Below are 13,461 nucleotides of genomic sequence, written 5' to 3' on the forward strand. Positions count from 1 at the left end.
GAGACCGCCATGGAGACGCAACGCCTGTTTTTTGGCATCGGGCTGCCTGACGCGCTGCAGCAGCAGCTGGTGCGCTGGCGCGCCGATCGCTTCCCCGACGACGCCGGCCGCCCCATCGCGGCGGCCAACCTGCACCTGACGCTCGCCTTTCTCGGCGAGGTGAAAAGCGAGACCGCACAGAAGCTGCAGCAGCTGGCGGCGCGCATCGAACAGCCCGCCTTCGATCTCGATCTGGACGACGCCGGACACTGGCCGCGCCCTGCCGTGGTGTGGCTCGGCTGTCAGCGGCCGCCCCGCGGCCTGCTGCAGCTTGCCGATCTGCTGCGCGCCCAGGCGGCGCGTCACGGCTGCGCCCAGAGCGCGCAGCCGTTTCATCCGCACGTGACGCTGCTGCGCGACGCCGCGCCGCGCATCGCGCTGCCGCCGCGCGGCTTTCACTGGCGCCTGCGCGTCGACCACTTTTCGCTGTTTTCGTCGCACTATGCGCGCGGCCGCACGCGCTATCAGGCGCTGGCGAGCTGGCCGCTGACCTGACTCTGGAGCGCTATGCTGTTTTCACCGCCGTTGAAGCCCGCCCGACTCATCGCCCGCTATAAGCGTTTTCTCGCCGACGTGGTGACGCCGGAAGGGGAAACCCTGACCATCCACTGCGCCAACACCGGCGCCATGACCGGCTGCGCCACGCCGGGCGATACGGTGTGGTACTCCACCTCGGACAACCTGACGCGCAAATACCCACACAGCTGGGAGCTGACCGAAACGCAACAGGGCCACTGGATCTGCGTCAATACGCTGCGCGCCAACCAGCTGGTGAAAGAGGCGCTGGCGGCGGATCTCATCCCGGCGTTATCCGGTTATCAACGCTGCCAGGCGGAAGTGAAATATGGCGCGGAGAAAAGCCGCATCGATTTTCTGCTTCAGGCAGGCGACAGGCGCAACTGCTATATTGAAGTCAAGTCCGTGACCCTTTTACATCAAGGAAAAGGCTATTTTCCGGATGCGGTGACGGTTCGAGGCCAGAAGCACCTGCGCGAGCTAAGCGCCGTCGCGGCTGCCGGCCACCGGGCTGTTTTGCTGTTTGCGGTTCTGCACTCGGGGATTGAGGACGTTTCCCCCGCGCGCCACATCGACGCACGTTACGCAGACCAACTGGTCCAGGCGCAGCAGGATGGCGTAGAGATCCTGGCGTATCGCGCGGATTTATCGCCGGCAGGCCTGTTTCTGAAAATGCCGGTTACCGTAACCTTGTAATATCTTTTGCAAATTGTTGTGGTATGAATGGTTAACGCGAGGCGCCAAATACGCTGTTCCTCACAGGCTTGTCAAGGTGCGATCATCAATAATTGCCAACCTTGACTGCTTCTGTTATTTATAGCGGCCTGTTTTTCCCCGTAGGGGGATCGATGTACCCATTTGTGGCAACGCGGCGAAAGTTGCCAGGCAAAATGTAGCGCACTGACTACACTCAACCGCCTGACGCTTAATCGCCGTCGCTGAACCACAAAAGGTATAGTGCGTGTTATCCAGGAGAAACAACATGCAAGAAGGGCAAAACCGTAAAACATCGTCCCTGAGTATTCTCGCCATCGCTGGGGTGGAGCCATACCAGGAGAAGCCGGGCGAAGAGTATATGAACGAAGCCCAGCTGCAACATTTTCGCAAGATTCTGGAAGCCTGGCGCAATCAGCTGCGTGATGAAGTTGACCGCACCGTCTCGCATATGCAGGACGAAGCAGCGAACTTCCCCGATCCGGTTGACCGCGCCGCGCAGGAAGAGGAATTCAGCCTCGAACTGCGTAACCGCGACCGCGAGCGTAAGCTGATCAAGAAGATCGAGAAAACGCTGAAGAAAGTCGAAGATGACGACTTTGGCTACTGCGAGTCTTGCGGCGTGGAGATCGGCATCCGCCGTCTCGAAGCGCGTCCGACCGCCGATCTCTGCATCGACTGCAAAACGCTGGCTGAAATCCGCGAGAAACAGATGGCTGGCTAATGCCACGCCTGATCTCACCGCACTGCGGAACAGCATGCTGTCGCCCCGCTGTGCGGTGAACTTTACCGCCTATGTCTACGCTTCCCTGCATCGGGCGTTTCGCCCCCTCTCCGTCTGGCGAACTGCATTTCGGCTCGCTGATTGCCGCCCTTGGCAGCTATCTTAGCGCGCGCGCGCAGCACGGCCGCTGGCTGGTGCGCATCGAGGATATCGATCCGCCGCGTGAAGTCGCCGGCGCCGCCACGCGCATTCTGCATCAGCTGGAGCACTACGGCCTGCACTGGGACGGCGACGTCTTGTGGCAGTCGCAGCGCCATGCAGCCTACCGCGAGGCGCTCGCCTGGCTGCAGGCGCATCGCCAGAGCTACTACTGCACCTGCACGCGTCGCCGCATCCAGCAGATCGGCGGCTTTTACGACGGCCACTGCCGCGATCGCCAGCTGCCAGCGGACAACGCCGCGCTGCGTTTGCGCCAGCATGCGCCGGTTTTCAGCTTTGACGACCAGCTGCGCGGTCATTTGTCGGTGGATGCGCGCCTGGCGCAGGAAGATTTTATTATTCATCGTCGCGACGGCCTCTTCGCCTATAACCTGGCGGTGGTGGTGGACGATCACTTCCAGGGCGTCACAGAGATTGTGCGCGGCGCCGACTTAATTGAGCCGACGGTGCGGCAGATCGCGCTCTACCAGCAGTTCGGCTGGCCGGTGCCGGCATATCTGCATCTGCCGCTGGCGATCGCTGCCGACGGCAATAAGCTGTCGAAGCAGAATCACGCGCCGTCGCTGCCCGCTGGCGACCCGCGTCCGCTGCTGGTGCAGGCGCTGCGCTTTCTCGGGCAGCCGGTCGTGGCGGGTTGGGAGAGCGAAACGCAGGAGAAACTGCTGGAAAGCGCCATCTCACAGTGGAATATCGCTTTGATACCCCGTGAGAACGCCCTGAAACCGGCAGAGCCGACAACACCATTCCTAAATGATTCGCAACAGGCTATGATTAGCCGCTGATTTTATTTACACCACTTTACGTCGCTGTCGAGGTGTCCCATTTTTACCCGAGTTGCTAATTTTTGCCGGAAAGTCCTCATGCGTGATGAGGAGGCGCCCGTCGAGGTTGAAGCTGAGCGTCATCAGATGACCATTATCCCTCGTGAGAGCCATAACATCTCGCGCAAAGACATTAGCGAAAATGCCCTCAAGGTACTCTATCGCCTGAACAAAGCAGGCTATGAAGCCTATCTGGTGGGCGGTGGCGTTCGCGACCTGCTGCTGGGTAAAAAGCCCAAGGACTTTGACATCACCACCAACGCCACGCCAGAGCAGATGCGCAAGCTGTTCCGCAACTGCCGTCTGGTCGGGCGTCGCTTCCGTCTGGCGCACGTCATGTTCGGTCCTGAAGTAATTGAGGTCGCCACCTTCCGCGGCCATCATCAGGCCGAAGAGGATGCCGAAGAAGATCGCAATCAGTCGCAGCGCGCCCAGAGCGGCATGCTGCTGCGCGACAATATCTTCGGCAGCATCGAAGATGACGCCCAGCGTCGCGACCTGACCATCAACAGCCTCTACTACAATGTCGCCGACTTTACGGTGCGCGACTACGTGGGCGGCCTGCAGGATCTGCAGCAGGGCGTGATCCGCCTGATTGGCGATCCTGAAACGCGCTACCGCGAAGATCCGGTGCGCATGCTGCGCGTGGTGCGCTTCGCCGCCAAGCTGGAGATGTCGATCGCCGCAGAGACCGCCGAGCCGATCCCGCGCCTCGCCACGCTGCTGCGCGACATTCCGCCGGCGCGCCTGTTCGAAGAGTCGCTGAAGCTGCTGCAGGCGGGCTACGGCTACAGTACCTATATCAAGCTGCGTGAATTCCAGCTGTTCCAGCCACTGTTCCCCACCATTACGCGCAACTTCACCGATGAGGGCGACAGCTTTATGGAGCGTATGGTGGCGCAGGTGCTGAAAAACACCGACACCCGCATCCATAACGATATGCGCGTCAATCCCGCCTTCCTGTTCGCGGCGATGTTCTGGTATCCGCAGCTCGAAGCGGCGCAGCGCATTGCTCAAGAGAGCGGCCTGACCTATTTCGACGCCTTTGCCATGGCGATGAACGATACGCTGGATGAAGCCTGCCGCGCGCTGGCGATCCCAAAACGTATCACCACGCTGATCCGCGATATCTGGCAGCTGCAGCTGCGCATGTCGCGCCGTCACGGCAAACGCGCCTGGAAGCTGATGGAGCATCCGAAGTTCCGCGCCGCCTACGATTTGCTGGCGCTGCGCGCTGAAGTCGAGAACAACCCGGAGCTGATCCGCCTTAGCCACTGGTGGGGCGAGTTCCAGGCCGCCGCGCCGACCCAGCAGAAAACCATGCTCAATACGCTGGGTGACGACCCGGCGCCGCGCCGCAAAACGCGTCGTCCGCGCCGCCGTCCCGCCGCGCCGCGCCGCGACAGCCAGAACGCCTCGTGACCCGCGTCTACCTGGCGCTCGGCAGCAACCTTGCCGATCCGCTGCATCAGGTCGACGCGGCGCTGCGGGCGCTGGACGCGCTGCCTGACACCGCGCGCGTCGCCACCTCCGCTTTCTACCGCACGCCGCCTTACGGTCCACCGGATCAGCCGGATTACCTGAACGCGGCGGTGGCGCTGGAGACCGCGCTGACGCCGGAAGCCCTGCTGGATCACACCCAGCGCATCGAGCTGGAGCACGGCCGCGTGCGCAAAGCGGAGCGCTGGGGACCGCGCACGCTCGATATCGATATCCTGCTGTTCGGCGCGCAAATCATCAACACGCCGCGCCTGACCGTGCCGCACTACGATATGCACAACCGCGCCTTTATGCTGGTGCCGCTGCTGGCCATCGCGCCCGACGTGACGCTGCCAGACGGCCGCCCGCTGCGCGACCTGCTGGCGCGCCTCGACGCCAGCGCCATCTGTCCCTGGCACGGCTGACGCCGCACAGATTGATACGCAGGAGATTCCGCTCTCCCGCGCTATCCAGTACACTGCGCCCATCTGAAATACCTGAGTTGAGAGCGCAATGAAACCCACCACTATTTCTCATCTGCGTCAGTGGAAAGCCGCCGGACGTAAGTTCGCCACCCTGACCGCCTACGATTTCAGCTTCGCACGCCTGTTCGCCGACGAAGGCATTCAGGTGATGCTGATCGGTGATTCCCTCGGCATGACCGTGCAGGGCCATGAGTCGACGCTGCCGGTGACCGTCGCCGATATCGCCTATCACACCGCCGCCGTGCGTCGTGGCGCGCCGCAGGCGCTGGTGATGGCCGACCTGCCTTTTATGAGCTACGCCACGCCGCAGCAAACCTTCGACAGCGCCGCGCAGCTGATGCGCGCCGGCGCCAATATGGTGAAGCTCGAAGGCGGCGCCTGGCTGGCGGAGACGGTGCGTATGCTCACCGAGCGCGCGGTGCCGGTGTGCGGCCATCTCGGCCTGACGCCGCAGTCGGTGAATATCTTCGGCGGCTATAAGGTACAGGGCCGCGACGAGGCGGCCGCCGAACGGCTGCTGGCCGACGCGCTGGCGCTGGAAGCCGCAGGCGCGCAGCTGATGGTGCTGGAGTGCGTGCCGGTTTCGCTGGCGCAGCGCATCACCCAGGCATTGACCATTCCGGTGATCGGCATCGGCGCAGGCAACGTAACCGACGGCCAGATTCTGGTGATGCATGACGCCTTCGGCATTACCGGTGGCCATATCCCGAAATTCGCGAAAAACTTTCTCGCCGAGGCGGGCGACATCCGCGCCGCCATCCGTCACTATATCGCCGAAGTCGAAGCGGGAACCTATCCTGCGGCTGAACACAGTTTCCAGTAATAAGGGAGCCTTACCGTGCTGATCATTGAAACGCTGCCGATGCTGCGCCGTGAAATCCGTCGCTGGCGTCAGGCAGGAAAACGCATCGCGCTGGTGCCGACCATGGGCAATCTGCATGACGGTCATCTGACGCTGGTGGACGAGGCGCGCGAACGCGGCGACATCGTCGTCGTCTCTATTTTCGTTAACCCGATGCAGTTCGATCGCCCCGACGATCTGGCGCGCTATCCGCGCACGCTGCAGGAGGATTGCGAGAAGCTGAATCGCCGCAGCGTCGACGTGGTGTTCGCGCCAGCGCCTGCGGAAGTCTATCCGCAGGGGCTGGAGAACCAGACCTTCGTCGAGGTGCCTGGCCTCTCGTCGCTGCTGGAAGGCGCCAGCCGTCCCGGCCATTTTCGCGGCGTCGCCACCATCGTCAGCAAGCTGTTTAATCTGGTGCAGCCCGATATCGCCTGCTTCGGCGAAAAGGATTTTCAGCAGCTGGCGATTATCCGCAAAATGGTGGCGGATATGGGCTTCGATATCGAGATTGTCGGCGTGCCGACGGTGCGCGCCAAAGATGGTCTGGCCCTCAGCTCGCGCAACGGCTATCTCAGCGCGGAAGAGCGTCAGCTGGCGCCCGTGCTGGCGCAGGTGATGAACGGCATGGCGGCGCGCCTCGCCAACGGCGAACGCCATATTGAAGAGATTATCGAGGCCGCCGAGGCGGAGCTTAGCGAGAAAGGATTGCGCCCGGACGGGCTGGCGATTTGCGACGCCAGCACGCTGGAGCCGCTGACGGTAGAGAGCCGTCGCGCGGTGATCCTGATGGCCGCCTGGCTGGGCAAGGCGCGTCTTATTGATAATCAACAGGTCGACCTGACGCAGTAAGCGGGGTCGTTTTCAGGCAGAACAACAAGGTCTTCTGGTTATGATTCGTACCGTTTTACAAGGCAAGCTGCACCGCGTGAAAGTGACCCAGGCGGATTTGCACTATGAAGGTTCCTGCGCCATCGATCAGGATTTCCTCGACGCGTCCGGCATCCTGCAGTATGAGGCCATTGATATCTATAACGTCACCAACGGCCAGCGTTTCTCTACCTACGCTATCGCCGCCGAACGCGGGTCGAAGATTATTTCGGTGAACGGCGCCGCCGCGCGCTGCGCCTGCGAAGGAGATATCCTGATTATCTGCTCTTACGTGCAGGTGGAAGATGCAGAGGCGCGCCAGTGGCAGCCGAAGGTCGCCTATTTTGAGGGTGACAACGAGATGAAGCGTCTGGCGAAGGCGCTGCCGGTGCAGGTCGCCTGAGGGTAATGTGCTTACGTGGGCGACGTGAACCGATCGCAAAGACGCAAAAGACGGGATCCCTGCCCGCTCGGCACACGCCTTCCATGGCGTGGGACGCTTTGCTCTTCGGTTCACGTCGCCCACTTGTCAGGCTACTGAGCCGTCTGAAAAAAAAGCAGCCATCCGGCTGCTTTTTTTATCAGGTGCGCAGGCCGCGTCCGCGCTGGATCAGCGTGTAGACCAGTATGTAAAACACCAGGATAAAGGCGATCAGCACCGACAGGGTAAACACCAGCGGCACATCGTTGATGCCGAGGAAGCCGAAGCGGAAGCCGCTGATCATATAAACAATCGGATTCAGCTTTGACACCGCCTGCCAGAACGGCGGCAGCAGCGTCAGCGAGTAGAACACCCCGCCCAGATAGGTCAGCGGCGTCAGCACGAAGGTCGGGATCAGACTGATATCGTCAAAGGTGCGGGCGAACACCGCGTTCAGCAGCCCGGCCAGCGAAAACAGGATCGCCGTCAGCAGCAGCGTCAGCGCCACCATCGACCAGGAGTGGACGTGGAACGGCACGAAAAACAGCGAAATCGCCGTCACCAGCACCCCGACGCAGAGGCCGCGCGCCACGCCGCCGCCGACATAGCCAGCGATAATGATATGTGTCGGCACCGGCGCCACCAGCAGCTCTTCGATATTACGCTGAAACTTGGCGCTGAAGAACGACGAGGCGACGTTGGCGTAGGCGTTGGTGATCACCGCCATCATAATCAGACCCGGCACGATAAACTGCATATAGCTAAAGCCGTGCATATCACCGATGCGCGAGCCGATCAGATTGCCGAAAATAATAAAATAGAGCGTCATGGTGATCACCGGCGGCACCAGCGTCTGGATCCAGATGCGGGCGAAACGGTTAATCTCTTTGGCCCAGATGCTCTTCAGCGCCACCCAGTACAAATGCGTCATGCTCTCACTCCTTTGCCCTGCACCAGGCTGACAAACAGCTCTTCCAGGCGGTTCGCTTTATTACGCATGCTCAGAACCTGCACGCCCTGCGCGCTGAGCTGGCCGAACACGCTGTTCAGACCCTGCTCGCGCATCACTTCCACTTCCAGCGTCGCACCATCCACCAGTCGATACTGAAACCCTTCCAGCGTCGGCGGCGCGCTGCCCGGCGCGAGATCGAGAATAAAGGTTTCCGACTGCAGCTTGGCCAGCAGCCCCTTCATCGAGGTGTTCTCCACCAGCTCGCCGCTCTGGATAATGCCGATGTTGCGGCACAGCATCTCCGCCTCTTCCAGATAGTGCGTGGTCAGAATAATGGTGGTGCCCTTTTCGTTCAGCTCTTTGAGGAAGGTCCACATCGAGCGGCGCAGCTCGATATCCACCCCCGCCGTCGGTTCGTCGAGGATCAGCAGCTTCGGCTCATGCATCAGCGCGCGCGCGATCATCAGACGGCGCTTCATGCCGCCGGAGAGCATGCGCGCGCGCTCGTTGCGCTTGCCCCAGAGATCGAGCTGCGTCAGATACTTCTCCGCGCGCTGCTGCGCGTCGCGGCGCTCAACGCCGTAGTAGCCCGCCTGGTTAACCACGATCTGCAGCACGGTCTCGAACGGGTTGAAGTTAAACTCCTGCGGCACCAGACCCAGCTGGCGTTTGGCGTTGACCACCTCTTTCTCCAGGTCGTAGCCGAACACGCGCACGCTGCCGCCTGATTTATTCACCAGCGAACTGATAATCCCGATGGTGGTCGATTTACCCGCGCCGTTTGGTCCCAGCAGCGCATAAAAATCGCCGGCTTCGACGTTAAGATCTATGCCTTTCAGCGCCTGCACGCCGCCGGAATAGGTCTTGGTCAGCCGGGAAAGTTCCAGTGCATAAGTCATTCCGAATCCATATCCTGTTTTAATGTCGGTGTGTCGCGATGGACATAGCGAGCCGCTGGCTGACGCGATGTCGCCGCAACGTTGCTACTTATGATGAGCCACCCTGAGCGTAAAATCTTCCTGGATGGGCACTTTTTTGCGGAGGTGAAGGCTGAACTCCTGAATCGGAGCACAGCCTACACCAGGCCGACGCGGTCGGCCTTGGAAGATTGTGCGGTCAGGCTCAGGATTCGAGCGGCACCACTTTGCCGATATAGGGCAGATGACGATAGCGCTGGGCGTAGTCGATGCCGAAGCCGACCACGAACTCGTCAGGAATGGCGAAACCGACATACTCCACCTGCACCTCGACTTCGCGTCGCTCGGGCTTATCCAGCAGCGTGCAGATGGCGAGAGACTTCGGTTCGCGCAGGCGCAGGATCTCGCGCACCTTGCTCAGCGTGTTGCCGGAGTCGATGATATCTTCCACAATCAGCACATCTTTGCCGCGAATATCTTCGTCGAGATCCTTAAGGATTTTCACGTCGCGCGAGCTGGACATGCCGCTGCCGTAGCTGGAGGCGGTCATAAAATCGACTTCGTGGGGCACCTCGACGGCGCGGCAGAGATCGGCCATAAACATAAAGGAGCCGCGCAGCAGCCCGACCAGCACCATCTCGCTGCCGCTGTCGCGATAGCGCTCGGAAATCTCTTTACCCAGTTCGGCAATGCGCGTCGCGATCGCCTCTTCGGAAATCATCACTTCAACAGTATGTTTCAAAACCTGTACTTCTCGTTGATTTTAAAGGGATCGTTCATCCTCAGCAGCGGATGAACAGAGAGAACCCGCTCAGATCTGAGCGGGGCGATTCGCAGGAGAGTATCACAGCTTGCCAGACGCGGCGAGATGCGGCGCGACGCCGCGGGCGACCGCGGGGTGAGCGGAAGGTATAAACTTAGAACTTACCGGCCTTTAACAGAACAATTCGCTACGTGTTAGCCTGTGCTCAACATATCCTTACCTTACATCTGCCCTGAGCAGGAGATCCCATGTCCCATAACTCCAGTAAAAAAAACCATATTGGCGATCGCAAGCTGCATCCTGAAACCCAGATGCTCAACTACGGCTACGATCCGCGCCTGTCGGAGGGCGCGGTCAAACCGCCCGTCTTCCTGACCTCGACCTTTGTCTTCAATAGCGCCGAAGAGGGACGCGACTTCTTCGATTACGTGGCGGGACGCCGCGAGCCGCCGGAAGGCAAAAGCGGCGGCCTGGTCTATTCGCGCTTCAACCATCCCAACAGCGAAATCGTCGAAGATCGGCTGGCGATCTATGAAGAGGCGGAGAGCTGCGCCCTCTTCTCGTCGGGCATGTCGGCCATCTCCACCACGCTGCTGACCTTTGCGCGCCCCGGCGATGTGATCCTGCACTCGCAGCCGCTCTACGGCGGCACCGAGACGCTGCTGAGCAAAACCCTGCACAACCTGAATATCGAGCCGGTGGGCTTCAGCGACGGCACCGATGAGGAGAAGGTGCGCGCCGCCGCGCAGAAGGCGCTGAGCCTCGGCCGCGTCGCGCTGATCCTGATTGAAACCCCGGCCAACCCCACCAACAGTCTGGTGGACATCGCGCTGATTGCACGCATCGCCGACGAGATTGGCCAGCAGCAGGGATCGCGTCCGGTGGTCGCCTGCGACAACACGCTGCTCGGCCCGCTGTTCCAGCGTCCGCTGAATTTCGGCGCCGATATCTCGCTCTACTCGCTAACTAAGTATGTCGGCGGCCACTCCGACCTGATCGCCGGTGCGGCGCTGGGCAGCAAGGCGCTGATTAGCCAGGTGCGTTCGCTGCGCAGCGCCATCGGCACCCAGCTCGATCCGCACTCCAGCTGGATGATCGGCCGCTCGCTGGAGACGCTGTCGCTGCGTATGGAGAAGGCCTGGCAGAACGCCGAGGCGGTGGCCGCCTTCTTACGCGGCCATGAGAAGGTGGCGAAGCTGCAGTGGCTGCCCTACCTCGACGAAAACAGCGCCGAAGGACGCACCTTCCGCCAGCAGTGCAGCGGCGCCGGCTCGACCTTTTCGTTCGATATCGTCGGCGGACAGCCCGCCGCGTTCCGCTTCCTTAACGCGCTGGTGCTGTTTAAACAGGCGGTGAGCCTGGGTGGCACCGAGTCGCTGGCCAGCCATCCCGGCAGCACCACCCATTCCGGCGTGCCGGAGGCGGTCAGAGAGCGCATTGGCATCAGCGACGCCACCATTCGCCTCTCGATCGGCATCGAGAACGCCGGCGATCTGATAGAGGACATTCGCCTGGCGCTGGCGCAGGCCTGATCAGCCGACGCTGAAGCCCAGCATCATGCCGGTGTCTTCATGCTCCAGCAGATGGCAGTGCGCCATATAGGCGTGTTCGGCGGCGGCGCGGTGGTCAAAGCGCACCAGCACTTCGCTGCGCCAGCCGTCGACATTGACCATATCTTTCCAGCCCTGACGGTGCGGCGCAGGCGGCTTGCCGTTTTCCGACAGAATACGGAACTGCGTGCCGTGGATATGAAAAGGATGCAGCATCTTGTCGCCTTCGCCGGAGATGGTCCATTTTTCCAGCTGGCCGGGCGTGACGTTGAACATTGGCTTCGCCATGTTAAAGGCCTGGCCGTTGATCTTGTTGCCGTTGTGGAAGTCATAGCCTGCGCCGTGCGCGCTATGCATCCCCGCCATATCGTGGCCCGCCATCTTCATCGCGTCGCCGCCGTTTGACGACATGGCGTGATCGCCGTGCGACGCACCCATCGCTTTATCGCCGTAGCGCTGCATCAGCGCCGCCATGCCCTGCCGATCGAGCTGCGGATCCATCATCAGCTGCAGCCAGCGCGCGTTGGCGCCTTCCGCCGAAGGCACCGGCGGCAGCTTCACCAGACTATCTGGCAGCGTGGCGCTTGCCATCACGCGCAGCGGCAGGATCTGCACCAGCGGCAGCGGCTGGTCGAACGGCGCCAGCGTCATGCCCATCTGCTCGACCGGCAGCGTGACGATATCGAAGCTTTTGCCGTCGGAGGTATCGACCATCACCTCGAAGCGCTCGCCTGGCAGCAGCGGCAGCGAGGCGACCTTGACCGGCTCCGCCAGCAGGCCGCCGTCGCTGCCGATCACATAGAGCGGACGGTTGTCGCTGGCGGCGATATGCAGCGAGCGCGCGTTGCAGCCGTTCAGCAGGCGCAGGCGCAGCCAGCCGCGCGGCACCGCCTGCTGCGGATACTGCACGCCGTTGGTCAGCATCATGTCGCCGAACCAGCCTACCGCGGCGCTCATGATGTCGAGCTGGTAGTCAATGCGGCCGCCGTCCTGCGTCAGTCGCTTGTCCTGAAAAATCAGCGGTACGTCGTCCGAGCCCCACTGCGAAGGCAGCCGCAGCTTGTCGGTTTCCTCGTCCTGCAGCAGGATCAGCCCCGCCAGCCCCTGCGCCACCTGATGCCCGGTTTTGCCATGCAGATGCGGGTGGAACCAGCAGGTGGCGGCGGGCTGATCCGGGGTAAAACTCACCTGTCGCGTCGCACCGGGTTCGATACGCGCCATCGGCCCGCCGTCGACGTCGCCGGGGATCGCCAGCCCGTGCCAGTGCAGCGTGGTCGCTTCTGGCAGCCGGTTAAGGATATTGACCGTCGCCGGTTTGCCGCGCCGCAGCACGATGGCTGGCCCCAGCAGCGCGCCGTTGTAGCCCCACGTCGGCACATCCTTGCCCTGCCACTGGCTGGTGCCGGTCATGGCGGTGATCTGGATCTGCCCGCGCGGATCGGGCTCCAGCCGGGAAGGAACCGGCAGCAGCGGACGGCTGGCGGCCATCAGGGAGCGGCTCCAGAGCGGCAGCGCCCCGGCCGCGCTCAGCGCTGCGGTCAGTTTAAGAAAGTGGCGACGATGCATAGCTTATTCATCCGTGTGATAAGAAGCCTACAGCCTAAACCCTTCCCCTGCGGGAGGGTCAAGCCTTGATAGCGGAAACGCCTGAAAAAAGTGCTGGCGCGGGCGGCCGCGGCAAAATAATCGGAATCCTGCCAGTCACTGTGCTATCGTCACATGATGATTAATGAGTGAGAATAACTATGAAGAAAAGCATCAGGATCCTGTTACTGGCAGGACTCTTTGGCTTCTCCTCCACCAGCTTTGCCCTGAGCGAATCCGAAGCAGAAGATCTGGCCGATCTCACCGCGGTGTTCGTTTATCTGAAAAATGATTGCGGCTATCAGGATCTGCCTGATGCGCAAATCCGCAAAGCTCTGGTGTTTTTCGCCCAGCAGAACCGCTGGGATTTGAGCAATTACGCCACCTACAATATGAAGGCGCTCGGCGAAGCGAGCTACAAAGATTTGAGCGGCATCGCCATCACCAACGACAAAAAGTGCAAGTCGCTGGCGCGTGACTCCCTCAGCCTGCTCGCCTACGTTAAATAATCTGCGCCCCGCCTCTCTGCCGATCATTCGACCGTGCATGCACGGTCACTCCTGGTT

15 protein-coding genes are annotated in these 13,461 nt (G+C 61.4%); 11 read left to right on the forward strand and 4 right to left on the reverse strand.

The features are described 5' to 3' along the window. The first annotated feature begins 9 nt into the window (after positions 1 to 9). The 9 genes from thpR to panD all read left to right on the forward strand — a co-directional run bounded on the left by thpR (position 10) and on the right by panD (position 7,111). Positions 10 to 534: an RNA 2',3'-cyclic phosphodiesterase gene (thpR, locus tag B2J69_RS09070; protein ID WP_081138467.1), complete on the forward strand. Its 525-nt coding sequence runs from the start codon at positions 10 to 12 to the stop codon at positions 532 to 534. Positions 535 to 546: 12 nt separating this feature from the next. After that, entirely contained in the window at positions 547 to 1,251 is a 705-nt protein-coding gene (gene sfsA, locus B2J69_RS09075; protein WP_081138469.1) for a DNA/RNA nuclease SfsA, read from the forward strand. A gap of 286 nt (positions 1,252 to 1,537) precedes the next feature. Further along, positions 1,538 to 1,993, forward strand: coding sequence for an RNA polymerase-binding protein DksA (gene dksA, locus B2J69_RS09080; protein WP_033749555.1), 456 nt, complete (start codon positions 1,538 to 1,540; stop codon positions 1,991 to 1,993). Between the two features lie 71 nt (positions 1,994 to 2,064). After that, positions 2,065 to 2,994 carry a tRNA glutamyl-Q(34) synthetase GluQRS gene (gene gluQRS, locus B2J69_RS09085; protein ID WP_081138471.1) on the forward strand — a complete coding sequence of 310 codons (930 nt, stop codon included), beginning with the start codon at positions 2,065 to 2,067 and terminating at the stop codon, positions 2,992 to 2,994. Between the two features lie 39 nt (positions 2,995 to 3,033). Then, complete coding sequence (pcnB, locus tag B2J69_RS09090) at positions 3,034 to 4,455, forward strand: polynucleotide adenylyltransferase PcnB (protein ID WP_236722701.1); 1,422 nt, start codon at positions 3,034 to 3,036, stop codon at positions 4,453 to 4,455. Next, entirely contained in the window at positions 4,452 to 4,937 is a 486-nt protein-coding gene (folK, locus tag B2J69_RS09095; RefSeq protein ID WP_081138475.1) for a 2-amino-4-hydroxy-6-hydroxymethyldihydropteridine diphosphokinase, read from the forward strand. Before pcnB ends, folK begins: the two co-directional genes overlap by 4 nt. Positions 4,938 to 5,025: 88 nt before the next feature. After that, on the forward strand, positions 5,026 to 5,820 hold the full coding sequence (gene panB, locus B2J69_RS09100; RefSeq protein WP_081138477.1) for a 3-methyl-2-oxobutanoate hydroxymethyltransferase: 795 nt from the start codon (positions 5,026 to 5,028) through the stop codon (positions 5,818 to 5,820). A 15-nt stretch (positions 5,821 to 5,835) separates the two neighbouring features. Beyond that, complete coding sequence (gene panC, locus B2J69_RS09105; RefSeq protein ID WP_081138480.1) at positions 5,836 to 6,690, forward strand: pantoate--beta-alanine ligase; 855 nt, start codon at positions 5,836 to 5,838, stop codon at positions 6,688 to 6,690. Between the two features lie 40 nt (positions 6,691 to 6,730). Continuing rightward, the gene (gene panD, locus B2J69_RS09110) at positions 6,731 to 7,111 is read left to right on the forward strand and encodes an aspartate 1-decarboxylase (RefSeq protein WP_033793535.1); all 381 of its coding nucleotides are present in this window, start codon (positions 6,731 to 6,733) and stop codon (positions 7,109 to 7,111) included. Between the two features lie 178 nt (positions 7,112 to 7,289). Here panD and B2J69_RS09115 read toward each other — a convergent pair whose 3' ends face one another. From B2J69_RS09115 to hpt, 3 genes are all read right to left on the reverse strand, one after another. Continuing rightward, entirely contained in the window at positions 7,290 to 8,060 is a 771-nt protein-coding gene (locus tag B2J69_RS09115; protein ID WP_081138483.1) for an ABC transporter permease, read from the reverse strand. Further along, on the reverse strand, positions 8,057 to 8,980 hold the full coding sequence (locus B2J69_RS09120) for an ABC transporter ATP-binding protein (protein ID WP_081138485.1): 924 nt from the start codon (positions 8,978 to 8,980) through the stop codon (positions 8,057 to 8,059). Before B2J69_RS09120 ends, B2J69_RS09115 begins: the two co-directional genes overlap by 4 nt. Before the next feature lie 223 nt (positions 8,981 to 9,203). Then, positions 9,204 to 9,740 (reverse strand): hypoxanthine phosphoribosyltransferase, encoded by a 537-nt coding sequence (gene hpt / locus B2J69_RS09125; RefSeq protein ID WP_081138488.1) that lies wholly within the window; start codon positions 9,738 to 9,740, stop codon positions 9,204 to 9,206. 269 nt (positions 9,741 to 10,009) lie between these two features. On the opposite strand from hpt, the gene B2J69_RS09130 reads away from it, so the two are divergent. Beyond that, complete coding sequence (locus B2J69_RS09130; protein ID WP_081138490.1) at positions 10,010 to 11,293, forward strand: cystathionine gamma-synthase family protein; 1,284 nt, start codon at positions 10,010 to 10,012, stop codon at positions 11,291 to 11,293. Here B2J69_RS09130 and cueO read toward each other — a convergent pair whose 3' ends face one another. After that, complete coding sequence (cueO, locus tag B2J69_RS09135) at positions 11,294 to 12,877, reverse strand: multicopper oxidase CueO (protein ID WP_081138493.1); 1,584 nt, start codon at positions 12,875 to 12,877, stop codon at positions 11,294 to 11,296. 179 nt (positions 12,878 to 13,056) lie between these two features. Between cueO and B2J69_RS09140 the strand changes: the two genes are divergently transcribed. Continuing rightward, positions 13,057 to 13,404 carry a YacC family pilotin-like protein gene (locus tag B2J69_RS09140; RefSeq protein ID WP_081138496.1) on the forward strand — a complete coding sequence of 116 codons (348 nt, stop codon included), beginning with the start codon at positions 13,057 to 13,059 and terminating at the stop codon, positions 13,402 to 13,404. Positions 13,405 to 13,461: the final 57 nt, after the last annotated feature.

Source organism: Pantoea latae, from assembly GCF_002077695.1.
Classification (GTDB): domain Bacteria; phylum Pseudomonadota; class Gammaproteobacteria; order Enterobacterales; family Enterobacteriaceae; genus Pantoea; species Pantoea latae.

Excerpts from the sequence above, each read along its gene's own strand:
- cueO (WP_081138493.1), bottom strand. The coding sequence starts at position 12,877 with ATGCATCGTCGCCACTTTCTTAAACTGACCGCAGCGCTGAGCGCGGCC.
- B2J69_RS09120 (WP_081138485.1), bottom strand. The coding sequence starts at position 8,980 with ATGACTTATGCACTGGAACTTTCCCGGCTGACCAAGACCTATTCCGGC.
- sfsA (WP_081138469.1), top strand. The coding sequence starts at position 547 with ATGCTGTTTTCACCGCCGTTGAAGCCCGCCCGACTCATCGCCCGCTAT.
- B2J69_RS09140 (WP_081138496.1), top strand. The coding sequence starts at position 13,057 with ATGAAGAAAAGCATCAGGATCCTGTTACTGGCAGGACTCTTTGGCTTC.
- gluQRS (WP_081138471.1), top strand. The coding sequence starts at position 2,065 with ATGTCTACGCTTCCCTGCATCGGGCGTTTCGCCCCCTCTCCGTCTGGC.
- panD (WP_033793535.1), top strand. The coding sequence starts at position 6,731 with ATGATTCGTACCGTTTTACAAGGCAAGCTGCACCGCGTGAAAGTGACC.
- dksA (WP_033749555.1), top strand. The coding sequence starts at position 1,538 with ATGCAAGAAGGGCAAAACCGTAAAACATCGTCCCTGAGTATTCTCGCC.
- B2J69_RS09130 (WP_081138490.1), top strand. The coding sequence starts at position 10,010 with ATGTCCCATAACTCCAGTAAAAAAAACCATATTGGCGATCGCAAGCTG.
- panB (WP_081138477.1), top strand. The coding sequence starts at position 5,026 with ATGAAACCCACCACTATTTCTCATCTGCGTCAGTGGAAAGCCGCCGGA.
- B2J69_RS09115 (WP_081138483.1), bottom strand. The coding sequence starts at position 8,060 with ATGACGCATTTGTACTGGGTGGCGCTGAAGAGCATCTGGGCCAAAGAG.
- thpR (WP_081138467.1), top strand. The coding sequence starts at position 10 with ATGGAGACGCAACGCCTGTTTTTTGGCATCGGGCTGCCTGACGCGCTG.